The following is a 24129-nucleotide window of genomic DNA, read 5'->3' on the forward strand; positions in this document are numbered from 1 at the left end:
TCCAACGGCCGCTGGAACCCTTGGGGTGACAGCGCGTACGGGACCTGGAGGGAGCCGGAGCAGGACAGCCCGGGTAGGTGCGCTGCTCCGGCAAGGTAACAACGCCGTCTGCCCGTCCGGGGTCACGCCCGCGGCGGCGAAAGGAGTCCTCCCATGGCACGGATAGTGGTGCGGGGCGCCGAGATCGTCGTGTGCCTGTCGTGGTGGGAGAAGCTCCTCACGCGCTCCCGCGGGGTACGGGTCCCGCTCTCCGCGCTCCGCCGTGTGTACGTCCAGCCCGACTGGTGGCGTGCGCTGCGGGGCACCTGTGGCAGGGGAACCCGGATCCCGGCGCGGCGATGTGCCGGCGTGCGGCACGTGGGACAGCTGAAGGACTTCGTGGTCGTCCGTGCCGACGGGCCGGTCCTGTGCGTGGAACTCGGCCCTTCGGCTCCCTTCAGTCGCCTGGCTGTCTCGGACCCCGAGCCCCACAAGGCGCTGAGAGCCCTGGAACCCCACGTCCCGGACAGCCTCCTTTCGGGCTGATGCGCACAGACCTGCACTGGCCCCGCGCCGCCTCGTCCGACTACCGCAGGGGCAGCGGGGGAATCCCCGCCCGGTCGGCGGCGGTCCACTGGTGCTCGGCCCGCTGCTGGATCAGGCGGCGGAAACCGACAAGGGTGCTGTGCCGGACGGCGTACGGTCCGTCGTCGTCTGGGGGGAGACCGGCGACGCGGCTCATGAGGCGCTGCGGCTGCGGCTGCCACCCCACGACCAGGACGCGCAGGCCGCCGAGTTCCAGGCGCCGGTGCAGGTCGAGGAGGAGCAGCAGGCCGGTCGAGTCCATGAACGGCACCCCGTGCACGTCGATCAAGGCGACGGTCGTCCCCGTCGGCACGGCGTCGGGCACATGGCGGAGGGACGGTTCGGCGGCCGCGTCCAGGTCCCCGATGGCGGCGACCATGACCGTAGGTGCGGTGTGCTGGATCGCCGTCTCGAAGGTGGTCTTCATGGTGGTGTCCTCCGGCTGCCAGTTGCCCTGCCCCGGGCTGATGCGTCTGGCAGGGTCATCCTGCCGGTGCGGGAGGCGGCCTGAATACGAGGCGCGCCAAGGCGGAGACGGGCCCGTCGCCTGAGGGGCGGCAGCTCAGGGCGCCATTCGGGTACCGGACGGGGGTAATCCCCGGCAAACCTGGCGATGGCCGATTTCCCCCTGTTGGCCTACGTCCGTTGGCCTCTTTGGAGCAGGGGCGCTCTCATGGTCAGGGACGGCCGGTTGATCCGGCCGCCACGGCAGAAAGGGAACGGCCCATGTACGAAATGCGCGCCGAGTTCACCCCCGAACGATCTGAAACGCTGTGGCACGTCCTCGCCAAGCGGCAGACCACGACCACGCTCTGCGGCTACGTGCTACCGCAAGCGTCGACGGTCGCCGCGCTCATGTCGGAAGGAACGGCGGAGCGCTACTGCGCCCGCTGCATGGCCGCCTTCCGCAGCATGGTGGGGCAGGACGCCGATCCTGCGGCCGAGGCCGGAAGGGAGTCGGCGGCGGTCTGACCGCGGTCCGGTGCGTTGCGTCTCCACGGGGGTTTGGGCACGTGGTGGGGGCGGCGAGAAGCCAGGAAGAGCAGGTGTTTCGCCGACCACATCAGTGCCGACCTGTCCCACGGCGTGCTCACCGTGCGGATCCCCAGGGCGCCGAGCGGCACGTCCCACCGCATCGAGCTCACCAGCCGGTGAGCCCGGGTCCGGCTTCCGGGGGCTGCCAGGCGACGGTGAGGTGATCGTCGCCGACGTCCAGGGTCACGGTGGAGCCGTCGGCGACATCACCGGCGAGCAGGGCGCGTCCGGTACGGGTCTCCACCTCGCGCTGGATGAACCGGCGCAGTGGCCGGGCTCCGTAGACCGGTCGAAGCCTTCGGCCGCGATGTGGCGGCGGGCGGCTTCGGTCAGGAGCAGTTCGAGGCGGCGGTCGGCGAGCCGGTGGCGCAGGTCCTCGGTCAGCAGGTCCACGACCTGCTCGATCTCCGGCAGTGTCAGCGGTTTGAAGAGGACCACGTCATCGACGCGGTTGAGGGACTCCGGGGGGAAGTGGGCGCGCAGTTCGGCCGTGACCGCGGCGCGGGCCTCGTCCTTGGCTTGCGGCGTACGGCCTCGTCGATCTCGGTGCGCAGCATGGCGCAGCCTCGTCGACGAGGTCGATGGCCTTGTCGGGGAGGAACCGGTCGGGGTTGTAGCGGTGGGAGAGCGTGACCGCGGCGACCAGGCCCCGTCCTGGATCTGCACGCCGTGGAAGACTTCCAGGCGCTCCCGGAGGCCGCGGAGGACGGAGACGGCGTCTTCCTCGCTGCGCTCGTCGATCATGACGGGCTGGAAGCGGCGCTCCAGTGCCGCGTCCTTCTCGACGTGTTGCGGTACTCGTCCGGCGTGGTCGCGCCGATACGTCCGCGACCTGAAGGCCGCCACCGATGCGGCTGTCGAACAGGGCGGCAGCGGCGTCCCCGGCGACGGCCGTGGCCGAGCGCCAGGTCACCGTATGCGACCCGGACGGCGCCCTGTTCACGCTCGACCAGTCGCTCACCGCCCCTTGGCCCGTCGTGCCCTGACGGCAGAGGGCAAGCCCGAAGTCTGCTTCTCAGCCCAGATCTTCGCCGGCCAGCCGGAGCGCCAGTTCCTGGAGGATCCCCTCGGTCTGCGGCTCGGCGCCCGTCTCGTCGTAGGCGTCCGCGACCGCCTCGAAGGCGGTGATGAACCCGCTGACCAGGGCGCTCAGCGGCTCGGACAGCTGACTGAGCACGGCGAAGCCAACCTCTTCGGGCCCCGCTTCCGCCGGAACCGTGAACTGGTCCGGGATGACCTCGCCCAGCAGATCCGAGACGAGGCCCTCGTCGACGTCGGCGCGCAGAGCCGTCAGGGCGGCAATGGCCTTGAGCTTGATCTCGTTCTCGGTCATGTTCCGAGGATGCCTTGGAGGTGGCGCAGGAGAGCGGAAATGGATGCCCAGGTTCCGGAGATTGCGCGGTCCCGGGGCTCAGTCTCGCGTTCGAGGGCGCCGGTGGCCTCCAGCGGTTCCACACGCTGATCGAGGGCCGAATCTGTCCTAGATGGCCTCTACCGTCCTCACATCACGACATCACGCAGGACCACAGGAAGGATGAGGCCGATGAGTCACACCGCGCCCGACGGCTATACCAGCGTCGCGCCGTGGGTGGTCACCGACGATACGGGGGCACTGATGGACTTCATCACCGCCGCGTTCGGCGGTGAGGAGATCGCACGGGTGGCGGTCGAGGACGGCACCATCGGCCACGGTGAGATCCGAGTCGGCGACACGGTCGTGCTGGCTTTCGACCGACGGCCCGACTGGCCGGTCATGCCCTCGCTGCTGCGGGTCTACGTTTCGGACGCGGACGGCGCCATGAGGGCTGCTGTCGCCCACGGGGCACGGGTGATCACTGAGATCGCCGACAGCGCCTGGGGGGACCGCGGCGGCAGAGTGCAGGACCCGTTCGGCAACATCTGGTGGATCATGAGTCGGGAGGAGCAAGTCCCCCCGGACCTCGCCTGGAAGCGCATGTCCGAGCCGAAGTACGCCGACGCGATGCGCACGGCGCAGGAAACCCTGGACGCCACGCTCAGCGGCCGCGGGACGGGAGTGGCCAGCGCCCCGCAGCGCCCGACCGGCTGAGCGGGCTCGCGGCTGCACCCAGCAGGCGAAGGGCGTAGGGCCCCGTAGCGACGTACGGGGCCCTACGGTCAGCGAACTGAGTGGTCATCGTACTGAGAAGGGCCGCCGTGGCGCCGCGGCCGAACGGCGTCGGCTCAGAAGCTGCACACGACCATGCCGGCGGTGGCTTCGCCCAGCAAGCCGAGAACGCCGCCGGGGACAGCGCCGACGCCTGTCGTGAAGAAGCCTGGAAACCGGGCCGACCCTCGCGTCCCAGGCGGTGATCAGGGCCTTGGTGCGGAGCTTGCCGTCGTAGGAGGCCACGGCCGCGCCGCGGCGGGAGCGCGGGGCCGTGTGGAGGGCCGTTTCGTCCTGGGCCGTGCCGGGTGAGAGGGGAGCGCCGCCCGTCCATGCCCTGCCGTCGTAGGTGGCGTGCCGCAGGAGCGACTCGACGGGTCCTTCCCGGCAGACCACGTGCAGCTTTCCGCCGTGGGCGGCCAGCGCCGGGCTGCCGGAACTACTCCCAGAACTCGAAGGCCCGCACCTGGCTCAGGGCCGGCCAGCGGTCCGTGGGCATCGACCAGCCGTCGTGGTCCGCGTCACGGACGAGGTGCCTGACCAGGCCGTTGTAGCGGTCGGCGTAGACGAGGTGGACGGCCCCGTCGTACACGGCCAGGGCCGGCCGAGCGGCAGCTGCCTCGTCTCCTCCGGCCATGCCGACTGCTGCCCTTCCCAGGGCCCCTCGTCGTCTCCGGAGGAGATGACGACGCGTGGCTCGGCCCATACGGCCTCGCCGTCGCGATGCTCCAGGGCGTCGGCCGCGGCCCGCCGCTCGGCGTTCCACCGCTCGGTCTGCTCGGCGGTGGCATCCGCGGGCAGCGCCTTGCCGGCCGCCTCGAGAGCGGCGACGAACGGCTGGGTGGCCGGCGGGGTGAACGAGGTCCGGCGCACCGGCGGCTGGTCCTCGCTCCTCGATCCCACCCCGGTGGGCGCAGTACAGGGTGCCGCGGAGCTCGGCCAGGGCCGGGGCGGCCGCGCTGACGTGGTCGGCGAACATCACACCGGGAGACCATCCCCCGTCGGTGCTGAACACCGCCCGCCGCAGATTCTGGTCGTCTTCCTGCTGGGCCTCGGCCACAGCAGTCCGCGCGTGGCCGTATCGCGGCTAGGCTGCCGGCCGGGGGGATAGATCATGAACGCGTCACCGCCGCTCGTGAAGCGGCTCCGGGACCACGTACGGCTCGCCGCGGCCTGCGCCTTCAGCGCCGTCGCGGTGATGTACGCCGTCCTGTGCCTGAAGTTGAACCTCGTGGACATGTCCCCCGACGCCGTGTGCAGTTCCGGCGGCTGCCCGCGCGGGCTGGGATGGCTGACGCTGTGGACGCTGGTCGCCGGGCTCGCCGCGGGCGGCCTGTGGTGGTCGGCCGTGAAGGGACGCGGGTACCGCTCCGCCGTCGGCTGGGTCGCAGCGGTCGCCGTCGCGCTCGTCGCGCTGTGGCCGGGCTGGCTCGGTTTCTCGTGGCTGAGGGGCCCGCACATGGACCTCTTCTCGTACCAGGTACCGGACGGCACGGGCGTGGACAGGCCGATCGGCTCCTGGCCGGGGACCCCGGGGACGGGGTTCGTGATCCGGGGACGCGCGGACGTCGTGACCGGCTACGACGGTGAGGGCCGCCGCGGCTGGAGTCTGCCCGCCCCGGCCGGCGGCGCGGTGTGCGCGATGAGCAGCGGCGCCCCCTCCGGCACCGGCCTGCTCACCGTGACCACCGCGGAGAGCACCTGCGGCAACCGGCTGGTGGCGGTGGACGTCTCGTCCGGCGAGCAGCGCTGGACCAAGGACATCCCGAAACTCGTGGGCCGGCCGTCCGCGAGCGGCTCCCTGGCCGTGACGGCGACCGCGGACGCCGTGTTCGCCCACGACCTGGTCACCGGTGCCGAGTCGTGGCGCTCCCCGCTGCCCGCGGGCGCCGTCGCCTCGGAGGTCGTCGCCGGCCCCGACCGGGTCCTGCTCCTGGCCCGGACCGACCAGGGCGTCGAGCTGTTCGCGCTCGACGCCCGCAGCGGCGCCCTCGCCTGGCGGTTCGCGATGCCGGTCGGGACCGAGCCTCCGCGCATCGTGTCGGCCTCCCCGGCCGCCGCCGTCGGTGACGGGCGCCTGCTGACGTTCGACGAGTCCGGCCGCCAGAGCGCGCAGTCTGAGGGGTCGTACGTCCCGGCCAAGGACGCCACCGAGTGGCTGGTCGTCGGCGAGGTGCTGTACGCGCCGGTCTGGGAAAGGGAGAAGCGGGAGGTCCTGGCCGCCTTCTCCCTGAAGGACGGCCGCCGCTTGTGGACCCGCGCCTTCGACCACGACTGGCGGGTGCGCGCGCTGGCCGCCGACCGGAGCGGCCGGATCGCCGTGGTCACGGAGGGCGCGTACTTCCACCTCTGGCACGTCGACCCGGGCACCGGGAAGCCGGGTGGCGAGTCGACGGTCCTGCGGGGCCTGCGGCTGGGCACGTCGTTCGCCCTCTACGGCAGGACCTTCGTCAACCTCGACGACGACGGCCGCCTCCCGCCGATCTTCGACGTGGCGCCGACGGTCGGCTGGTGAGTCAGGCCCGGCCGAACGGGGCCCGGCCGAAGGGGGCTCGGCCGAACGGGGCCCGGCCGAACGGGGCTCGGCCGAACGGGGCCCGGCCGAACGGGGCTCGGCCGATCACCTGTGACCGGGCTTCATCGTGGCCTTCGTCCTCTCGGGCGCGGGGATCGTCCTGACGGAGGCAGGCGCCACGAAGGCATACCTCGGCTCGTTCTGACGCCCCCTGGAAACCGCCGCCCCGCCGGGGCTTCACCGAGGCCAGGGGCACGGCCTCAGCGCGCCGGGGTGAAGCCGCCCCACACCGAGAGGGCGCCGCGGGCGCCGTTGGCGTCGACGCGGTAGCGGTCGTTGCCCGCCTCGCGCTCGCCGGCGGCGTGGTTGTACTGCCCGGCGAAGACGTGCTGTCCCGCCGGGACGGTGCGGCCCGGCTTGAGGGTCCAGCGGTAGACCACGGCCGCGGCCTCCTGCTGCACGGTGACGGTGAAGTCTTCGGCGGGCAGGGTCCGCCAGCTGCCGGTGCTCTGCACCCCGCCGGTCTGCGCGACGCGCAGTTCCACGGTGAGCGCGGTGAGCGGCTGGGCGGTCTTGAGGGTGATGTCGCTCTGCGCCCAGTAGGTGTTTCCGCCCGGGTTCAGGGAGCCGGCCGACGACAGGGGTCCGTCCTGGACGCGCGCGCCGTCGGGCCGGGCCGAGCCCGCGCCGCCCGACGCCGCGGGGCCCGGGCTCGGCGGGGACGGGCGGTCCGGCGCGGTCGGGCCGCCGGTGGCGGGCGCCGACGGTGTGGAGCGGGGAGTCCCGGACGCGGGCGGGGCGGAGGGCGTGGCCGGCGCGGCGGGGGTGGCCGGGACGGCCGGAGGGGACTGGACGATGGCGGCGACGGCGAAACCGCCGACCGCCAGGACGCTGACCGCGGCGAGGGAGGCGAGCGCCACCCTGGGCCAGGGCATCGCGCCGGACGACCCGCGGTGGTGGTCGGGGGCGCCGGACATGCCGCGTTCCACGCGTGCCAGGATGCGCGCGCGGTCGGGCTGGTGGGCCTCGGCGGCTGCGCGCAGCCGCCCGGTGAGGTCCTCGTTCACCGGCTCCTCCTTCCCGCCAACAGTTCCCCGGCTGCGCCCGTGCTGCCCAGCATCCGTTCCAGTTCGGCCATCCCCTTCGAGGTCTGGCTCTTCACCGTACCGACCGATATTCCCAGGGCCAGAGCGGTGTCCTTCTCCGAGAGGTCGAAGGCGTGTCGCAGGACCACGCACGTGCGCTTGCGGAACGGCAACCGGGCGAGAGCCGTACGCACGTCCACCGCCGCGGCCACGTCCGGTCCCTCCGACGGCTCCTGACCGCGGGACCAGAACAGGGCGATCCGGCGGCGCTCGCGCACCGCGCTGCGGATCCGTGACCGTACCAGGTTGGCCACCACGCCGCGGGCATAGGCGAGCGGGTGCTCGGCCTGGCGCATCCGGTCCCAGCGCTGCCACAGCGCGATCAGGGCGTCCGCCGCCAGGTCGTCGGCACCGTCCGCCTCACCCGTCAGGAGATGGGCAAAGCGGGCGAGTTCGGCGTAGTGGCGTTCGAAGAAGTCGTGGAACTCCGCGGACGCGTCATCGAGGACCATGTCCGTCGATCGCCCCCTCCGGCAAAATGTGTGCGCTAACATCCGGGCGGCAGCGTACCAGCGCCCGGCCGCGGCGCGGTGTGAGTGCCGTGCCAGTGCGGTCTCAGTGCGGCGTGAACTGGACTCGGGTCGGTTGTATGACGTCCGGCAGCAACGCCGTCCCGTCGACCGTCAGTTGCTCCCCGTAGATGTCGGTGATCCTCATCGCGCCGCCGCACCCGCTGCCGTCGGCGGCGAGGAAGTAGTTGTACACGGTGCGGGGCAGTGCGCGCCAGCCCTTGGCGGTGCGCACCTCCAGCCGCGCGACCGGGTTCCGGTGGCCGAGCACCTGGATGCCGCACCAGTGGGGGCTGGAGCCTGTCTTGTACCGGACGGAGAGGGGGCCGGACGTGGGGGAGCTCAGCAGGCTCCAGGTGATCGGGACGCGGCCGAGCTTGGGATCGGCCAGTTTCGCGAAGGCCTGTTCACTGAGGTCCAGTTGGCCCGGTGCGCAGGGCAGCGGGCATTCGTTGGTGATCCGGACCGTGATCGAGGCGCCGCTCGCGGCGCGGACGCGTACGTAAGCGCCGCACGCCCTGGACGACTCGTAGTCGGTGGTGTTCATCGCCGCGACCATGAGGTCGTCGCTCGGGCCGAACAGGCAGGCGCCGTTGCCGTCGCCGGCGGCGTATGCGGTGGCGACGCCCTTGTAGGTGGTCCCGGGCCGGATGCGTCCCGGCGAAGGCGCCGTGCCGGACGCCGCCTGCGGGCTCGCCTCCACCGAAGGCCGTGGCGCCTCGGTGGCCGTACCGGCGGCCGCGGTCGGGGTCGCGGTCGCCGCGGCAGGCGGGCTGTCCGTCGGCGGCGCGGGGGCCGTCGGGGCCGAGGGCGTGGCGTCCGGCTGGCTGACGGCGGGCGCGGCCGTGCCGGCCGCGGTCCCGGCCTCCTGGCCGGGGAGCATGGCCGTCACGAGGCAGACGAGCACGCCCGCGGCGGTCATCACCACCGCCGTACCCGTGATCAGCCTGAGTCTGCGCCTGCGCTGCCGCGCGGCCTGCCGTGCAGTGTGCATGTCGGTCCGTTCGAAGGTCGAGTCGAGTGCACTGCCTGGTCGCCGCAGGATGCGAAAAGGTTGCCGACGGGGCGCAGGCGCGCGGCGGATCTTCCCGGGCAGCCGCGTCCGGTGCCGGCCCGCTCACTCGGCGGCGGAGCGGGGCGAGAGGGGCCGAGAGGCACGGACGGCCCGGGGAGACGCTCCGAGTACGCGGCGGCAGGCCTTGTTGAGCGCCTGGAGGTCGGGAATGCCGACCGATGCGGCGACGGCGGGGACGGAGAGCGTGGTGGCCTGGAGGAAGTGGCGGGCCCGTTCCATGCGCCGGGCCCGGATGTAGCCGACGACCGTCTCTCCCGTCGCGGCGCGGAAGAGCCGCGTCAGGTGGTTGTGGGAGACACCGGCCGCCGCCGCGATGTCCGGCACCGTCAGGGGCTGACCCAGCCGCGCCTCGATGAGGGCCACGGCGGCTGCGACCGCCGGATGAGCGGCCCGCGTGTTCCGTTCCCGCGCAGGGGTGAGCTGCGAGACCCGCCACAGGGCGGCCCACACCTCGGCGGCGGCCCGTGCCGGGGTGTTCGGCCTTGCGGCCAGTGCGTGCCGCAACGGGTGGTGAGCAGAGCGAGATGAGGCCCGGCGTGCTGAACGACCGGAATGCAGCGTGGGGTTCCACCCGCGCCCAGACGGAGGGGGACGCGGTTTGCTGGAGGTCCCGCAGGTCGCGGGGGCCCGGCACAGCCTCGGGGGCCCGGAGCCGTGGGTGGACCACCACTTCGTACACATCCGCGAGCCCCACGGCGGCCACGCGCAGCCGTTGCACGGGGACGCCATCATCGACGTCCGCCAGGACGCCTTCGACGTGCCAGTTGATGTACTTTCCGCAGGCGGTGACGCTGGAGAGGGGCGGAACGCCCAGCGTGCCGGGCAGCCACCTCCGGCGGATCAACGAGTCCGACACCAGCCGCTACCAGAACCTGCTCGGCCAGGACCGGCTGGTCTGCCCCGCCGGGACAGTCGGCGCTGGACTCCCATGTCGTCGGCCGGTCCGTGTACGACGGCACGGGCCGCACCTCGCCCACCACGGGCGACGGCGACGAGCCGCCGAGTTCTTCTTCGAGCGGATCGTGGACGCGCGAGCGGAGCCGCACGAGGAGGGCCACCGGTAGGCGGGGCACCCTTCCTCGTGCGGGCTGCGGCGCCCGGCCCAGGAAGCGGCGGGGTCAGCCTCCGGCCTTGCGCTTGTTGTAGACGTCGAAGCCGACGGCCGCCAGCAGCACCAGGCCCTTGATCACCTGCTGGTAGTCGGTACCGACGCCGACCAGCGACATGCCGTTGTTCAGCACCCCGAGCACCAGACCGCCGATGAGGGCACCGAGTACGGTCCCCACACCGCCGCTCGCGGAGGCGCCTCCGATGAAGGCGGCGGCGATCGCCTCCAGCTCGAAGTTGATGCCGGCCTGCGGCGTACCGGCGTTGAGGCGCGCCGCGAAGACCAGCCCGGCGAGGGCCGCGAGGACGCCCATGTTCACGAAGGCCAGGAAGACGACCCGCTTGCTCTTCACCCCGGACAGCCGCGCCGCGGCTTCGTTGCCGCCGATGGCGTAGGTGTGCCGGCCGAGGATCGAGTTGCGCATCACGTAGCCGAAGCCGACCAGCAGGACGCCGAGGATCAGCAGTACGACCGGTACGCCGTGGTAGCTGGCCAGCAGCAGCGTGAAGGCCACCACGGCCGCCGTGATCGCGCCGAGCTTCATCAGGAACAGTCCCGCCGGGAGCGGTTCCAGCCCGTACGAGACGGCCCGGCGCCGTCCGCGCACCTCTTGCAGGATCGCGACGGCCCACACGACGAGGCCCAGCAGCAGGGTGAGGTTGTGGTAGTCGGTGTGCGGACCGACCGCGGGGAGGAAGCCGCTGCTGATGTTCTGGAAGGACTTGGGGAACGGCGCCACCGACTGGCCCTGGAGGAGGATCTGGGTCCCGCCGCGGAACAGCAGCATGCCGGCCAGCGTGACGATGAACGAGGGGATCCCGAGGTAGGCGATCCAGAACCCCTGCCAGGCTCCGGCGAGGGCACCGATCAGCAGCGCGGCCACCAGCGCCACGGGCCACGGCACGTGGTGCTTGACCATCATCACCGCCGCGGCCGCCCCGACGAACGCGGCGAGCGACCCCACCGACAGGTCGATGTGCCCGGCGATGATGACGATCATCATGCCGATGGCCAGGATGAGGATGTAGCCGTTCTGCTGGATCAGATTGGTGATGTTGAGCGGCTGGAGCAGGATGCCGTCCGTCCAGAACTGGAACAGCAGCACGATCAGCGCCAGCGCGACCAGCATCCCGTACTGGCGCAGATTGCCGCGCAGCGCTCCGGCCAGTACGGCACCGGCCGACGGCCGTGGGCCGGTGGGCCGTGTGCCGGGCTTGATGTCGGGGGTGGTCTGGGTCTGGGCCATGCCTCACACCTGCTTGTCGGGGTATGCGGGGCTCATGGTCATGAGCCGCATGAGGGATTCCTGGGTGGCGTCGGCACGGGGCACCTCACCGGTGATCCGGCCTTCGGCCATGGTGTAGATCCGGTCGCACAGGCCCAGGAGTTCGGGGAGTTCCGAGGAGATGACGAGGATCGTCTTGCCCTGGGCGGCGAGGTCCGCGATGACGGTGTAGATCTCCGCCTTGGCGCCGATGTCGATGCCCCGGGTGGGTTCGTCGAGGATCAGCACCTCCGGGTCGGCGAAGATCCACTTGCTGAGGACGACCTTCTGCTGGTTGCCGCCGCTGAGCTTGCCGGTCTGCGCGAACACCGAGGGGGCTTTGATGTTCATGGTCCGCCGGAACGATTCGGCGATCCGCGCCTCCTCGTGCCGGTTGACCCAGCCCCGCCGGGCGACCTTGCCGAGGGAGCTCAGCGAGATGTTCCGGCTGATGTCGTCATTGAGGTCGAGGCCGAGCTGCTTGCGGTCCTCGGTCACGTACGCGATGCCGTGCCCGATCGCCTCCGGTACCGTCCGGGTGCGGATCTCCCGGCCGTGCAGCCGCACCCGGCCGCCGGTCCACCGTCCGTAGGAACGGCCGAAGACGCTCATGGCCAGTTCGGTGCGGCCGGCGCCCATGAGGCCGGCGATGCCGACGATCTCGCCGCGGCGCGCGTTCAGCGAAGCGCCGTCGACCACCTTGCGCCGGTGGTCGATCGGGTGCCGGACGCTCCAGTCCTCGATCTCGAAGGCGGGCGCGCCGATCTCCGCCCCTGGTGCCGAGTAGGGCTGCCGCTCGGGGTAGCGGTGTTCCAGGTCGCGGCCGACCATGCCACGGATGATCCGCTCCTCTGAGATGCCCCCGGAGCCGATCGCGAGGGTCTCGATGGTCCGCCCGTCGCGCAGGATGGTGACGGAGTCGGCGACGCGCGCGATCTCGTTCAGCTTGTGCGAGATCAGGATGCAGGAGATGCCCTGTGCCTTGAGTTCGACGATCAGGTCGAGCAGATTGCGGCTGTCCTCGTCGTTCAGGGCGGCCGTCGGCTCGTCCAGGATGAGCAGCTTGACCTTCTTGGCGAGCGCCTTGGCGATCTCGACCAGCTGCTGTTTGCCGACGCCGAGATCGGCGATCCTCGTGTGCGGGCTCTCGTCGAGTCCGACCTGCCGGATCAGTGCGGCGGCGTGGGTCAGCGTACGGTGCCAGCTGATGACGCCGCGGGTGGCGTGCTCGTTGCCGAGGAAGATGTTCTCGGCGATGGACAGGTAGGGCACCAGCGCGAGTTCCTGGTGGATGATCACGATGCCGCGCTGCTCGCTGGCGCGGATGTCCCGGAACCGGCAGGGCTCACCCTCGAAGTAGATGTCGCCCTGGTAGCTGCCGTAGGGGTGGACCCCGCTGAGCACCTTCATCAGGGTGGACTTGCCGGCGCCGTTCTCACCGCAGACGGCGTGGACCTCACCTGCGGCGACGGTCAGGTTGACCTCGGAGAGGGCCTTGACACCGGGAAACGTCTTGCTGATCGACCGCATCTCGAGAACGGGTCGGGCCATGGTTGTGCATCCGTATCGTCGGGGCGGTGCGGTGCCGGGCGCTCTCCCGGGCATCGCACCGCCGGTTCGGCCGGGCATCGCGCCGCCGGTTCGGCGTCGCCGGACCCCTCGGTTCGGCCCCGTGGGCTACTTGAGCTGGTCCGCGGTGTACTGGCCGCTGTCCACCAGGACCTTCTGGTAGTTCTCCTTGTCGACGCTGACCGGCTGGAGCAGCTGCGCCGGGACGGTCTTGACACCGTTGTCGTACTGACTGGTGTCATTGACCTCGGGCTTGCCGCCGGTCAGCAGTGCGTCGCCCATCTGGACGGCGGCCTTGGCCAGTTGGCGGGTGTCCTTGTAGACGGTCTGGGTCTGCTCGCCCGCGATGATCGACTTCACCGAGGCCAGCTCGGCGTCCTGGCCCGTGACGACGGGCAGTGGCTGGCCGGCGCCGTAGCCGACGCCCTTGAGCGAGGAGATGATGCCGATCGAGATGCCGTCGTACGGGGAGAGCACGGCGTCGACGCGGGCGGCGGTGTACGACTTGCTCAGCAGGTTGTCCATCCGGGACTGGGCGAGACCTCCGTCCCAGCGCAGCGTGGCGCTCTGGTTGAAGGAGGTCTGGCCGCTCTGCACGACCAGCTTCTTGTCGTCGACGTACGGCTTGAGGACGCTCATCGCACCGTTGAAGAAGAAGGTGGCGTTGTTGTCGTCCGGTGAGCCGGCGAACAGCTCGATGTTGAACGGGCCCTTGCCGTCCTTGAGGCCGAGCTTGTCGACGATGTAACTGCCCTGGAGGACGCCGACCTTGTAGTTGTCGAAGGTCGCGTAGTAGTCGACGTTCCCGGTGCCGCGGATCAGCCGGTCGTAGGAGATGACGGGGATGTGGGCGTCGGCGGCCTTCTGCAGCACGTTGGTGAGGGAGGAGCCGTCGATGGCGGCGATCACCAGCAGCTTGGCCCCCTTGGTGATCATGTTCTCCACCTGGGAGACCTGGTTCTCCACGACGTTGTTGCCGTACTGGAGGTCGGTCTTGTACCCCTTGGCCTGGAACTCCTTGACCATGTTGTTGCCGTCGTTGATCCAGCGCTCCGACGACTTGGTCGGCATCGCGATGCCGACGAGGCCGCCCTTGGCGTCCCCTCCGCCCCCGCCGTCGCCCGCTCCGTTGGCGCTCTGGCCGCAGGCTGCCAGCGACAGCGTGAGACCCACGGTGACAAGACCCGCTGCAAGCTTCCGCACAGTTCCTCCAGTGATGTTCCGCGACCGGCACGGTGCGACCCGGTGGGTGACCGGAAGCGGTCGAGCGGGGCCGGCCGGGAGTCGTTTCCTCGCGCGGGGCGAAGTCGCGTGGGAGCGGCTCCGGCCTGGCGATACCTGAGTGTTAACGCTCACAAGAGTGTCGTCAAGAGTCTGTTCGGATCGCCGTCGACCAAGACCGGGGCGGGCCCTCAGCAACCCCGGCGGGGGCCTGTCTTCAGATCGGGCCAGGGCGGCCCTGTGCGACCCCGCCCCGACGCCTGAAGGTGTCGAGCGGGCGGCGCGCCGTGCGGGGCGTCTCGGCGGGGTGCGGGAATCCGGCGCCCAGGCGGCGACCAGGCACTTGATCGATCTGGCACCGCACCGCGCGCCACCGGACCGGCCCCTCGGCCCCCCTCGGGCCGGCGTCTCCGGTCCCGTCGCCGGCCGCCGCGCCGGCCCGGGCCCCGCGTCGCGGCGGTCGCCCTCCGGCGAGGCTCGACGGGCTCCTTGTCGGCAAGATTGTGAGCGCTAACATCGAGGGGCGGTGGCCCATTGGCCCGCTCGTGCCGCCCGCCGTCGCACCGACCCCACCGTGATAGCCCGGGGGAGAGGTGCCGCTCCCGTGCCCGCCCCGGCCCTTTCCGTCGACGTTTCGAAGCGCTTGGACATCGCCGCGCCGCTGACAGACGGGTCACGCATCCGGCAAGAAGCCTGAGTAAATACAAAACTGGTTTAACCAGCGACAGTTGACAGTGGCACTGGTTCATGTCAGCGTCGAAGCGCTTCGACAAATACTCGTCACATCAACCTGCCGAGGGGTCGTCCACGTGAGTTCCCTGTTCGCGCCCGCAGCCGGTCCGCCTCCTTTCCGCAATCCGGCGCTCCCCCTGCGCGAGCGCGTCGACGACCTGCTCGAACGGCTCACGCTCGACGAGCGGACCGCGATGCTGCACCAGTGCGCACCGGCCGTCCCGCGCCTGGGCGTCGGCCCCTTCCGCACCGGCAGCGAGGCCCTGCACGGTGTCTCCTGGCTGGGCGTGGCGACCGTCTTCCCGCAGGCCGTCGGCCTCGGCGCCACCTGGGACGAGGGCCTGGTGCGCCGGGTCGCCGAGGCGGTCTCGACCGAACTGCGCGCCTTCCACCGCCACCGCCCGCCCGCCGTCGGCAGTGCTCCGCACAGCCTCCAGGCCTGGGCGCCCGTACTGAACCTGCTGCGCGACCCGCGCTGGGGGCGCAACGAGGAGGGGTACTCCGAGGACCCGGTGCACACCGCCCGCCTCGGAGAGGCCTTCTGCCGGGGCCTGTCCGGCGACCACCCGGCCTACCTGCGGACGGCTCCGGTGCTCAAGCACTTCCTCGCCTACAACAACGAGGACGACCGTTGCACCACCTCTTCCGGGCTGCGCCCGCGCGTGCTCCACGAGTACGACCTGGCCGCCTTCCGCCCCGTCGTCGCATCCGGCGCCGCGACCGGTGCCATGGCCGCCTACAACCTCGTCAACGGCCGCCCCTGCCACGTGAGCCCGCTCATCGAGCAGCAGCTGCGCCGCTGGGCGGCGCCGACCGGCCACGAGCTGTTCGTCGTCAGTGACGCCGAAGCCCCGTCCAACCTGGTCGACCCGGAGGAGTACTTCGACGACCACGCCGAGTCCCACGCGGCGGCGCTCAAGGCCGGCATCGACAGCTTCACCGACCACGGTGAGGACAGCGCGACCCCGGTCGGCCGGCTGCGCGAGGCCCTGGAGCGCGGCCTCATCGACGCGGCCGACGTGACCCGCGCGGTCCGCCGCCAGCTGGAACTGCGCTTCCGGCTCGGCGAGTTCGACCCCGAACTGGACCCCTACGCCGGCATCGGTCCCGAGGTCATCGACTGCACCGAGCACCGTGAGCTGGCGCGGCATGCCGCCACCGAGTCGGTGGTGCTGCTCAAGAACGAGGGCCTGCTGCCGTTCGATGCGGGGCGGTCACCGCGGATCGCCGTCATCGGCCCGCTCGCCGACACGCTGTACGAGGACTGGTACAGCGGCACCCTGCCCTACGAGGTCGGCGTCGCCGCCGGACTCGCCGAGGCGCTCGGCGTCCACGGCGGCGAGGTGGTGTGCGAGGAGGGCGCCGACCGGATCGCGCTGCGCTCCACCGTCACCGGGGAACTGCTGGGCAAGACCGCCTTCGACGTGGCCGACTGGGGACGCGGCGTACTGACCCTGCGCGCCGCCGACACCGGCCGCTACCTGAGCCTCAAGGACGACGACACCCTGGCGGCCGACCGGGAGGTGCTCAAGAGCTGGGAGATCCACGAGACCTTCCGGCTCGAACCGGCCGGGGACGGCGTCGTGGTGCTCCGGTCCGTGCTCACCGGACGCTACGCCGCCGTGGACCCGGACGACGGCGCGGTGAGCGTCACCGCCCTGACCCCGGACGCCGCCGAGCGCTGGCAGCGGGAGCTGCTGCGCGACGGCGCGGCCGAGGCCCGGGCGGCCGCCGAGACGGCCGACGTGACGGTCGTCGTCCTCGGCAACCACCCGATGGTCAACGGCCGCGAGACCGAGGACCGCGCGGGCATCGGCCTGCCCGAGACGCAGGAGGCACTGCTGCGCACGGTCGCCGCCGCCTGCCCCGCGACGGCGCTGGTGGTCATGAGCAGCTACCCGTACGCCGTCGACTGGGCCGACGCGCACCTGCCCGCCGTGGTGTGGACCTCCCACGGTGGGCAGGAGACGGGCCACGCACTGGCCGCGGTGCTGCTGGGGGAGGCCGAGCCCGCCGGGCGCCTGCCGCAGACCTGGTACCGGGGCGAGGACCCGCTGCCGGACCCGCTCGACTACGACATCATCAAGGCCGGCTGGACCTACCAGTACCACCGGGCCGCACCCCTCTATCCCTTCGGCCACGGGCTGTCCTACACCGACTTCGCCCACCGCGGCCTGACCCTGTCGCAGCCGTCCATCGGCCAGGACGGCTCGGTCGACGTCACGGTGACCCTGGCCAACACCGGCCGACGGGCCGGCAGCGAGGTGGTCCAGCTCTACGTCCGGGCACTGGACACCCGCTACGAAGCCCCCCGACGGCGCCTCGCCGACTTCCGCAAGGTCCGCCTGGAGCCGGGCGAGACCCGGGAGCTGACGTTCCCGATCCCGGCCGAGCGGCTCGCCCACTGGGACGTGGCGGCCGGCGCCTTCACCGTCGACCCCGGCCGCTACGAGATCACCGTCGGCCGCTCCGCCGAGCACCCGGTCCTCACCGCACAGCTCGCGGTGACCGGGACGGCCCCCGCCCCCCGCGTGGTCGTCGGACGACGAACCCTGACCGTCGACTTCGACGACCACGCGGGCACCACCATCGTCGACGCCACCCGCACCTGCGGGGACGCGATGAGTCCGGCCGACCCGACGCGGCCCGCGACGCTCCTCTTCCGCGACGTCGACCTCTCCGGGGCGGCCCGGGTCGAGGCCGAGACCGCCCGGGAGAACGCGGGCACCACCCCGGCCCGGCTGGAACTGCGCACCGACGGCGTGCTGTTGGCCGCCCTCGATGTTCCCGTCACCGGCAGCCGCTATGCGTGGACCACCGTCGGGGCCGAGCTCGCCGCTGCGCCGGACGGCGTCCACGACTTGGAGCTGACACTGCACGGCGGCTTCCGCCTGGCCGCCTTCGGCTTCACGGCCTTGTGAGACCGCCGCGCACCGTCACCCCGTCACCCCGTCACCCCGTCACCCCGTCACCACTTCGACCGAGGAAGCCCCCATGCCGCTCACAGACCTCGGTGCGGACGAACTGGTCAACTACCGCCCCGCATTGTCCGAGCCCACGGACTTCGACGCCTTCTGGCGGCGGACCCTTGTTGAAGCCCGCTCGCAGGACGGGGCGGTCAAGGTGGACCGGGTCACCGCCCAGCACCTCCTGCACACCGTCGAGGTCGACGACGTACGCTTCCCCGGCTGGAACGGCGAGCCGGTGGCCGCCTGGCTGCTGCGCCCGCGCGACGCGGCCGGACCGCTGCCGGTCGTCCTCACCTACATGGGCTACAAAGGCGGTCGGGGACTGCCCACCGACCACCTGTTCTGGTCCGCCGCGGGCTACGCCCACCTCGTCGTCGACAGCCGGGGCCAGGGCCACGACACCCCGGACCGGGGCGAGGGCGACGGCACGCAGTGGGCCGAGGGCTTCATGACCCGAGGCATCGACTCTCCCGACCACTATTACTACCGGCGACTGATCACGGACTGCGTGCGAGCCGTGGACGCGGTCGCGGAGCTGCCCGGACTCGACAGCACTCGGATCGTGGTGACCGGGGGCAGCCAGGGCGGCGGTCTGGCGCTCGCCGTCGCCGCTCTCGCGGGCGGCCGCGTGGCGGCGGCGATGCCGGACGTCCCGTTCCTGTGCCACTTCCGCCGCGCCGCCGCGATCTGCGGCGACGGGCCGTACCAGGAGATCGCCCTGTACCTGCGCTGGCACAGCCGCCACCGCGTGGAGCCCGCCTTCGCCACCCTCGACCTCTTCGACGGCGTCCACTTCGCCCGGCGGGCCACCGCGCCGACGCTGTTCAGCGTGGGCCTGATGGACCCGGTCTGCCCGCCCTCCACGGTCTACGCCGCCTTCAACCGGTACGCGGGCGAGGACCGCACCATGACCGTCTGGCCGTTCGGCGACCACGGCGGCGGCTGCGGCTCCAACCCGCCCGTCCAACTGGCCTGGCTGCACGAGCGCGGCCTGACACCGAAGCTCTGACCGCCTGGCCCGCCCCTCCCCGCACCACCGGACCGGTCAGACCGCGCCAGGGCGGCCCGCGCCAAGGCGGCCCGCTTCTTTCGCCGTCGCCCACGCCGTCTGCGCAGGGTGGGCGCGCGCTGACGGCCAGCGCTTCGCCCTGGTCCACGTCGACTACGACACGCTGACCCGAACGCCCAAGGACCGTTACCACTGGTTCAGGGGCCTGATCACCGCGCACCGCGCGCGGGCGGAGGAACCACCCGATGAAGTTCACCGAAGGCTACTGGCTGATGCGCCCGGGCGTCACCGCGAGGTACGCCGCCGAGGTCGCGGACGTCCGGGCCGACGAGCACCGGATGACCCTCCACGCGCCGGTGAAGCACGTGCGCGGCCGCGGCGGCATGCTCAACAGCGCGCTCCTGACGGTCGATTGCTGGTCACCGGCCGAGGGTGTGATCGGGGTGCGCGTCACCCACCACGCCGGTTCGGTGCGGCGCGAGCCGGAGTTCGCGCTGCCCGGCGCGCAGCAGGACAGCGGGAAGGTGCACCGGGACGGCCCGGTGGTCGAACTCAGGGCGGGTGAGCTGTCGCTGCGGGTGGACACCTCGCAGCCGTGGCACCTGGAGTTCACCGCCGGCGGGCAGGTGCTGACGTCCGTCGGCGAACGCGGTACCGGATTCGTCACGGACGACACCGGGCGGCACTTCATGCTCGGGCAACTCGCCCTCGGTGTGGGGGAGCTGGTCTACGGCCTGGGGGAGCGGTTCACTCCGTTCGTCAAGAACGGTCAAGCCGTGGACATCTGGCAGGCCGACGGCGGCACCAGCAGCGAGCAGGCGTACAAGAACATCCCCTTCCACCTGACGAACCGGGGCTACGGTGTCTTCGTCAACCACCCCGGCAAGGTCAGTTACGAGGTCGGCTCCGAGTCGGTCGGTCACGTGCAGTTCAGCGTCGAGGACCAGTCGCTGGAGTACTTCGTCGTCCACGGCCCGACCCCGAAGCAGATCCTGGAGCGCTACACCGCGCTCACCGGCCGCCCCGCCCTGCCCCCGGCCTGGGCGCTGGGCCTGTGGCTGACCACCTCGTTCACGACCGACTACGACGAGGCCACCGTCAACCGCTTCGTCGCCGGCATGGCCGAGCGCGGCATCCCGCTGAGCGTCTTCCACTTCGACTGCTTCTGGATGCGCGGCTACCAGTGGTGCGACTTCGCATGGGACTCCGACACCTTCCCCGACCCGGCCGGCATGCTGACCCGCCTGGGGCAGCGGGGCCTGCGGATCTCGGCCTGGATCAACCCGTACATCGCGCAGAAGTCGGAGGTGTTCGAGGAAGGCATGCGCGAGGGTTATCTGGTGCGGCGCCCGGACGGCAGCGTGTGGCAGTGGGACCTGTGGCAGCCCGGCATGGCCTTGGTGGACTTCACCAATCCGGCCGCCCGCGCCTGGTACACCGGCAAGCTGAAGACGCTGCTCGACCAGGGCGTCGACTGCTTCAAGACCGACTTCGGCGAGCGCATCCCCACGGACGTCGTCTGGCACGACGGCTCCGACCCCGAGCGCATGCACAACTACTACACCCACGTCTACAACCAGGCCGTCTTCGATCTGCTGCGGGCCGAACGCGGCGAGGGCGAGGCGCTGCTCTTCGCCCGCTCCGCCACCGCCGGCGGCCAGCAGTACCCCGTGCACTGGGGCGGCGACTGCGAATCGCACTTCAACGCCATGGCCGAGTCGCTGCGCGGCGGTCTCTCCCTGGGCATGTCCGGATTCGGCTTCTGGAGCCACGACATCGGCGGCTTCGAGGGCACCCCGACCCCCACCGTCTTCAAGCGCTGGGTGCAGTTCGGCCTGCTCTCCTCGCACAGCCGCCTGCACGGCAGCAAGTCCTACCGCGTGCCGTGGGACTACGGCGAGGAGGCCGTCGAGGTCACCCGGGAGTTCACCCTTCTCAAGCACCGCCTCGCCCCGTACCTCCAGCGCGCCGCCCAGCAGGCCCACACGACCGGCATCCCCGTCATGCGCGCCATGGTGCTGGAATTCCCCGACGACCCGGCGGCCGCCGCGCTGGAGCGGCAGTACCTGCTCGGGGAGGACCTGCTCGTCGCCCCCGTGTTCACCGACGACGGCACGGTCGAGTACTACGTGCCGGAAGGGACGTGGACCAACGTCCTGACCGGTGCCCAGCTCACCGGCCCCCGCTGGATCCGAGAGCAGCACGGTTTCCACACCCTGCCGCTGCTGGCCCGCCCCGACTCGGTCATCCCGCTCGCCGCCGACGACCAGCGCCCGGTCTCCGCCTGGGCGGACGGCGTCGAGCTGCGGGTGCACGCCTTCGCCGACGGCGCCGAGCGCACCGTGGTGATCCCGCGCTCCGACGGCCCCGGCGAGGCGGCCCGCTTCCACCTGCGCCGCCGGGGCGAGCGCCTCCACGTGACCACCGACAGCCCGCACCCCTGGCAGCTGCGGATCGGCGGGCCGGCCGGAACCGTCCACCCCCAGCCCGCCGGCACCCTGGAGGCCGAGCTGCCCCACCCCGCCTGAGGGAGGGCTGAGCCGGGCCGTGGAACCGTCACGGCCCGGCTCGCGGGCGCACCGGCTCAGCGGGCGCCGAGGAGGTGTTCCAGGGCGAGCTGGTCCAGCTGTTCGAAGGCCATGCCGCGCTGGGCGGCGGCGTCGGCGTCGAACTCGTCGAAGGCGGACCGGTCGGCCAGGAGCCCGGCCAGGCCGTCCTCCGCGGTGGGCAGGGCGAGGTCGGGCAGCCGGGAGGCGGCGAGCGCCGCCTGGACCTCCGGATCGGCCCGGAAGGCCCGCGAACGCTCTGCCAGGAGCAGGTAGTTGCGCATGCAGGCGGCCGCCGAGGCCCACACCCCGGCGGAGTCCTCCGTGCGCGGCGGCTTGAAGTCGAAGTGGCGGGGGCCGTCGTAGCCCGCCGACTCCAGCAGGTCGACCAGCCAGAAGGCCTGGCGCAGGTCGCCCGCGCCGAAGCGCAGGTCCTGGTCGTACTTGATGCCGGTCTGGCCGTTGAGGTCGATGTGGAACAGCTTGCCGTGCCACAGGGCCTGGGCGATGCCGTGCGGGAAGTTCAGCCCGGCCATCTGCTCGTGGCCGACCTCCGGGTTGAGGCCGACCCGCTCGGGCCGGTCCAGCTCGTTGATGAACGCCAGGGCGTGGCCGATGGTGGGCAGCAGGATGTCACCGCGCGGCTCGTTGGGCTTGGGCTCGATCGCGAAGCGCAGGTCGTAGCCCTGGTCCTCGACGTACTCGCCCAGCAGGTCGAATGCCTCCTTCAGCCGGTCCAGGGCGGTGCGCACGTCCTTGGCCGCGCCCGACTCCGCGCCCTCGCGGCCGCCCCAGGCGACGTAGACCGAGGCGCCGAGCTCCACGGCCAGGTCGATGTTGCGGATGGTCTTGCGCAGCGCGTACCGGCGCACGTCCCGGTCGTTGGCGGTGAAGGCGCCGTCCTTGAACACCGGGTGGGTGAAGAGGTTGGTGGTGGCCATCGGCACCTTCAGCCCGGCCGTGTCGAGCGCCGTGCGAAAGCGCTTGACCGCCTGCTCGCGGGCGGCGTCGCCGGCGCCGAAGGGGATCAGGTCGTCGTCGTGGAACGTGACGCCGTAGGCGCCGAGCCCGGCCAGCCGCTCCACGGTCTCGACCGGGTCGAGGGCGGGGCGGGTGGCGTCGCCGAAGGGGTCCCGCCCCTGCCAGCCGACGGTCCACAGGCCGAAGGTGAACCTGTGCGCGGGGGTGGGGACGAGCGGGTCGCTGGTCATGAGGCGCTCCGGATCAGGCCGAGGTCTATTTGTAATGACGAAAAACAAATTAGTATGCCGGGACGCCAGAAGGAACCCCACCGGAGGAACGCATGTCTGCTCAGCGTGTCGTCATCGGTGTCGACAGCTCGACCCAGTCCACCAAGGCCCTCGCCGTCGACGTGGACACCGGCGCCGTCCTGGGCGAGGGCCGCGCCGCGCACGCCGTCAGCGCGGGCGCCGGACGCGAGAGCGACCCCGAACAGTGGTGGACGGCGCTCGGCGAGGCCGTGGCGGCCACCGGCTGGGCCGATCGCGCCGCCGCCTGCTCGATCGCCGGCCAGCAGCACGGCCTGGTCACCCTCGACACGGCCGGGCGGCCGGTGCGCCCCGCGCTGCTGTGGAACGACGTCCGCTCCGCCCCCCAGGCCGCCGAACTGACCGCCGCCTTCGGCCCGGCCGAGCTCGCCCGCCGCACCGGCAGCGTCCCGACGGCCGCCTTCACCTCCGCCAAGTGGGCCTGGCTCCACGCGAACGAGCCGGCCGCCGCCGAGCGCGCCGCGGCCGTCCGCCTTCCCCACGACTTCCTTACGGAGCGGCTGACCGGCGAGGCGGTGACGGACCGCGGTGACGCGTCGGGAACCGGCTGGTGGGGCCCGGACGGCTACGACCAGGACGTCCTCGGCCGGATCGGCCTCGACCCCGCACTGCTGCCCCGGGTCCTGCCGCCCGGCGCCCCGGCGGGCACCGTCCGGGCCGGGACGCCCCTGCGCGAAGGCGCGTTGGTGGCCACCGGGACCGGGGACAACATGGCCGCCGCCCTCGGGCTGGGCCTGACCCCCGGACGTCCGGTGCTGAGCCTGGGTACCTCCGGCACGGTCTACGCCGTCGGCCGGACCCGGCCCGCCGACCCCGGCGGAACCGTCGCCGGCTTCGCCGACGCCCTCGGCGGCTGGCTGCCGCTCGCCTGCACGCTCAACTGCACCCTCGCCGTCGACCGCCTCGCCGCCCTCGTCGGACGCGACCGCGAGGACGTGGAGGCGGGCGGCACGGTGGTGGTGCTTCCCTATCTGGACGGCGAGCGCACTCCGGACCTCCCGGGAGCCTCCGGCCTGGTCCACGGTCTGCGCCACGACACCACGCCGGGCCAGCTGCTCCAGGCCGGCTACGACGGCGCCGCCCACGCCCTGCTCGCGGCCCTGGACGAGGTGCTGCGCGCCGGAGGCGAGAGCCCCGCCCCCGACGAACCGCTGCTGCTGATCGGCGGCGGCGCCCGCGGCAGGGCCTGGCAGCGGACCGTCCTGCGGCTGTCCGGCCGAGCGGTCCAGGTGCCCGAGGCCCGGGAACTCGTCGCACTCGGGGCCGCCGCCCAGGCCGCCGCTCTGCTCACCGGCGAGCCCGCCGACGCCGTCGCCCGGCGCTGGCGGACCGCCGAGGGCCGGGTGCTGGACCCCCTGCCCCGCGACGACGACACGCTCGAACGGATCACCAGTACGCTGCGGCGGGCGCGGGCCTTGCAGGAGGCCGCGCCGGAACAGGGATAGGGAGGGACC

Annotated in this window: 20 protein-coding genes and 3 pseudogenes; 10 read left to right on the top strand and 13 right to left on the bottom strand. The window is 72.1% G+C overall.

Annotated features, from left to right (window positions below):
• Window positions 1-153: 153 nt before the first annotated feature.
• Window positions 154-525: a hypothetical protein gene (locus tag AC07DU_RS12815; RefSeq protein ID WP_479033231.1), complete on the top strand. Its 372-nt coding sequence runs from the start codon at window positions 154-156 to the stop codon at window positions 523-525.
• A 40-nt stretch (window positions 526-565) separates the two neighbouring features.
• Here AC07DU_RS12815 and AC07DU_RS12820 read toward each other — a convergent pair whose 3' ends face one another.
• Window positions 566-991: an STAS domain-containing protein gene (locus AC07DU_RS12820; protein ID WP_479111209.1), complete on the bottom strand. Its 426-nt coding sequence runs from the start codon at window positions 989-991 to the stop codon at window positions 566-568.
• 299 nt (window positions 992-1290) lie between these two features.
• On the opposite strand from AC07DU_RS12820, the gene AC07DU_RS12825 reads away from it, so the two are divergent.
• Entirely contained in the window at window positions 1291-1536 is a 246-nt protein-coding gene (locus tag AC07DU_RS12825; protein WP_360896934.1) for a hypothetical protein, read from the top strand.
• A 169-nt stretch (window positions 1537-1705) separates the two neighbouring features.
• Here AC07DU_RS12825 and AC07DU_RS12830 read toward each other — a convergent pair.
• Window positions 1706-2037, bottom strand: a pseudogene (locus AC07DU_RS12830) (hypothetical protein).
• A gap of 124 nt (window positions 2038-2161) precedes the next feature.
• Window positions 2162-2420: pseudogene (locus tag AC07DU_RS12835) on the bottom strand (hypothetical protein); the annotation flags it as partial.
• 27 nt (window positions 2421-2447) lie between these two features.
• On the opposite strand from AC07DU_RS12835, the gene AC07DU_RS12840 reads away from it, so the two are divergent.
• Window positions 2448-2585 (top strand): hypothetical protein, encoded by a 138-nt coding sequence (locus tag AC07DU_RS12840; RefSeq protein ID WP_479111211.1) that lies wholly within the window; start codon window positions 2448-2450, stop codon window positions 2583-2585.
• 29 nt (window positions 2586-2614) lie between these two features.
• Here AC07DU_RS12840 and AC07DU_RS12845 read toward each other — a convergent pair whose 3' ends face one another.
• Window positions 2615-2932: a hypothetical protein gene (locus AC07DU_RS12845; RefSeq protein ID WP_360896940.1), complete on the bottom strand. Its 318-nt coding sequence runs from the start codon at window positions 2930-2932 to the stop codon at window positions 2615-2617.
• A gap of 201 nt (window positions 2933-3133) precedes the next feature.
• Here AC07DU_RS12845 and AC07DU_RS12850 point away from each other — a divergent pair, with 201 nt between their 5' ends.
• Window positions 3134-3667, top strand: coding sequence for a VOC family protein (locus AC07DU_RS12850; protein WP_479111213.1), 534 nt, complete (start codon window positions 3134-3136; stop codon window positions 3665-3667).
• A gap of 496 nt (window positions 3668-4163) precedes the next feature.
• Here the strand turns inward: AC07DU_RS12850 and AC07DU_RS12855 are convergent, their stop codons facing one another.
• Complete coding sequence (locus AC07DU_RS12855; RefSeq protein WP_479111215.1) at window positions 4164-4361, bottom strand: hypothetical protein; 198 nt, start codon at window positions 4359-4361, stop codon at window positions 4164-4166.
• A 477-nt stretch (window positions 4362-4838) separates the two neighbouring features.
• On the opposite strand from AC07DU_RS12855, the gene AC07DU_RS12860 reads away from it, so the two are divergent.
• The gene (locus AC07DU_RS12860) at window positions 4839-6239 is read left to right on the top strand and encodes an outer membrane protein assembly factor BamB family protein (protein ID WP_479111217.1); all 1401 of its coding nucleotides are present in this window, start codon (window positions 4839-4841) and stop codon (window positions 6237-6239) included.
• 260 nt (window positions 6240-6499) lie between these two features.
• Here AC07DU_RS12860 and AC07DU_RS12865 read toward each other — a convergent pair whose 3' ends face one another.
• From AC07DU_RS12865 to AC07DU_RS12880, 4 genes are all read right to left on the bottom strand, one after another.
• Complete coding sequence (locus tag AC07DU_RS12865) at window positions 6500-7306, bottom strand: hypothetical protein (protein ID WP_479111219.1); 807 nt, start codon at window positions 7304-7306, stop codon at window positions 6500-6502.
• Window positions 7303-7836 (bottom strand): SigE family RNA polymerase sigma factor, encoded by a 534-nt coding sequence (locus AC07DU_RS12870; protein WP_360896960.1) that lies wholly within the window; start codon window positions 7834-7836, stop codon window positions 7303-7305. The genes AC07DU_RS12865 and AC07DU_RS12870 overlap by 4 nt, the downstream gene beginning before the upstream one ends.
• Window positions 7837-7939: 103 nt before the next feature.
• On the bottom strand, window positions 7940-8887 hold the full coding sequence (locus AC07DU_RS12875) for an expansin EXLX1 family cellulose-binding protein (RefSeq protein WP_479111221.1): 948 nt from the start codon (window positions 8885-8887) through the stop codon (window positions 7940-7942).
• Window positions 8888-9010: 123 nt separating this feature from the next.
• Window positions 9011-9472, bottom strand: coding sequence for a helix-turn-helix transcriptional regulator (locus tag AC07DU_RS12880; RefSeq protein ID WP_479111223.1), 462 nt, complete (start codon window positions 9470-9472; stop codon window positions 9011-9013).
• Window positions 9473-9566: 94 nt separating this feature from the next.
• On the opposite strand from AC07DU_RS12880, the pseudogene AC07DU_RS12885 reads away from it, so the two are divergent.
• A pseudogene (locus AC07DU_RS12885) lies at window positions 9567-9882 on the top strand (phytanoyl-CoA dioxygenase family protein); the annotation flags it as partial.
• A 204-nt stretch (window positions 9883-10086) separates the two neighbouring features.
• On the opposite strand, the gene mmsB reads toward AC07DU_RS12885, so the two are convergent.
• From mmsB to chvE, 3 genes are all read right to left on the bottom strand, one after another.
• Window positions 10087-11322 carry a multiple monosaccharide ABC transporter permease gene (gene mmsB, locus AC07DU_RS12890; protein ID WP_360896969.1) on the bottom strand — a complete coding sequence of 412 codons (1236 nt, stop codon included), beginning with the start codon at window positions 11320-11322 and terminating at the stop codon, window positions 10087-10089.
• 3 nt (window positions 11323-11325) lie between these two features.
• A complete protein-coding gene (gene mmsA / locus AC07DU_RS12895; protein ID WP_479111225.1) occupies window positions 11326-12891 on the bottom strand; it encodes a multiple monosaccharide ABC transporter ATP-binding protein in 1566 nt (521 codons plus the stop codon).
• A gap of 126 nt (window positions 12892-13017) precedes the next feature.
• Complete coding sequence (gene chvE, locus AC07DU_RS12900; RefSeq protein ID WP_453371569.1) at window positions 13018-14112, bottom strand: multiple monosaccharide ABC transporter substrate-binding protein; 1095 nt, start codon at window positions 14110-14112, stop codon at window positions 13018-13020.
• Between the two features lie 827 nt (window positions 14113-14939).
• Here chvE and AC07DU_RS12905 point away from each other — a divergent pair.
• From AC07DU_RS12905 to yicI, 3 genes are all read left to right on the top strand, one after another.
• Window positions 14940-17783 (top strand): glycoside hydrolase family 3 C-terminal domain-containing protein, encoded by a 2844-nt coding sequence (locus AC07DU_RS12905; protein ID WP_479111227.1) that lies wholly within the window; start codon window positions 14940-14942, stop codon window positions 17781-17783.
• A gap of 73 nt (window positions 17784-17856) precedes the next feature.
• Window positions 17857-18840, top strand: a complete 984-nt coding sequence (locus tag AC07DU_RS12910) for an acetylxylan esterase (RefSeq protein WP_479111229.1) — start codon at window positions 17857-17859, stop codon at window positions 18838-18840.
• 245 nt (window positions 18841-19085) lie between these two features.
• The gene (gene yicI / locus AC07DU_RS12915) at window positions 19086-21368 is read left to right on the top strand and encodes an alpha-xylosidase (RefSeq protein ID WP_479111231.1); all 2283 of its coding nucleotides are present in this window, start codon (window positions 19086-19088) and stop codon (window positions 21366-21368) included.
• A 56-nt stretch (window positions 21369-21424) separates the two neighbouring features.
• Here the strand turns inward: yicI and xylA are convergent, their stop codons facing one another.
• Entirely contained in the window at window positions 21425-22597 is a 1173-nt protein-coding gene (xylA, locus tag AC07DU_RS12920) for a xylose isomerase (protein WP_479111233.1), read from the bottom strand.
• Window positions 22598-22689: 92 nt separating this feature from the next.
• Between xylA and xylB the strand changes: the two genes are divergently transcribed.
• Entirely contained in the window at window positions 22690-24120 is a 1431-nt protein-coding gene (gene xylB, locus AC07DU_RS12925) for a xylulokinase (protein ID WP_479111235.1), read from the top strand.
• Window positions 24121-24129 lie beyond the last annotated feature (9 nt).

The organism is Streptomyces sp. NPDC045695, from assembly GCF_056432025.1.

Bases quoted from the DNA above. Each gene is read 5' to 3' on its own strand.
- mmsB (WP_360896969.1), bottom strand. From the start codon at position 11,322: ATGGCCCAGACCCAGACCACCCCCGACATCAAGCCCGGCACACGGCCC.
- xylA (WP_479111233.1), bottom strand. From the start codon at position 22,597: ATGACCAGCGACCCGCTCGTCCCCACCCCCGCGCACAGGTTCACCTTC.
- AC07DU_RS12840 (WP_479111211.1), top strand. From the start codon at position 2,448: ATGCGGCTGTCGAACAGGGCGGCAGCGGCGTCCCCGGCGACGGCCGTG.
- AC07DU_RS12845 (WP_360896940.1), bottom strand. From the start codon at position 2,932: ATGACCGAGAACGAGATCAAGCTCAAGGCCATTGCCGCCCTGACGGCT.
- AC07DU_RS12850 (WP_479111213.1), top strand. From the start codon at position 3,134: ATGAGGCCGATGAGTCACACCGCGCCCGACGGCTATACCAGCGTCGCG.
- mmsA (WP_479111225.1), bottom strand. From the start codon at position 12,891: ATGGCCCGACCCGTTCTCGAGATGCGGTCGATCAGCAAGACGTTTCCC.
- AC07DU_RS12910 (WP_479111229.1), top strand. From the start codon at position 17,857: ATGCCGCTCACAGACCTCGGTGCGGACGAACTGGTCAACTACCGCCCC.
- AC07DU_RS12860 (WP_479111217.1), top strand. From the start codon at position 4,839: ATGAACGCGTCACCGCCGCTCGTGAAGCGGCTCCGGGACCACGTACGG.
- yicI (WP_479111231.1), top strand. From the start codon at position 19,086: ATGAAGTTCACCGAAGGCTACTGGCTGATGCGCCCGGGCGTCACCGCG.
- AC07DU_RS12855 (WP_479111215.1), bottom strand. From the start codon at position 4,361: ATGGCCGGAGGAGACGAGGCAGCTGCCGCTCGGCCGGCCCTGGCCGTG.
- AC07DU_RS12815 (WP_479033231.1), top strand. From the start codon at position 154: ATGGCACGGATAGTGGTGCGGGGCGCCGAGATCGTCGTGTGCCTGTCG.
- AC07DU_RS12825 (WP_360896934.1), top strand. From the start codon at position 1,291: ATGTACGAAATGCGCGCCGAGTTCACCCCCGAACGATCTGAAACGCTG.
- AC07DU_RS12820 (WP_479111209.1), bottom strand. From the start codon at position 991: ATGAAGACCACCTTCGAGACGGCGATCCAGCACACCGCACCTACGGTC.
- xylB (WP_479111235.1), top strand. From the start codon at position 22,690: ATGTCTGCTCAGCGTGTCGTCATCGGTGTCGACAGCTCGACCCAGTCC.
- AC07DU_RS12870 (WP_360896960.1), bottom strand. From the start codon at position 7,836: ATGGTCCTCGATGACGCGTCCGCGGAGTTCCACGACTTCTTCGAACGC.
- AC07DU_RS12875 (WP_479111221.1), bottom strand. From the start codon at position 8,887: ATGCACACTGCACGGCAGGCCGCGCGGCAGCGCAGGCGCAGACTCAGG.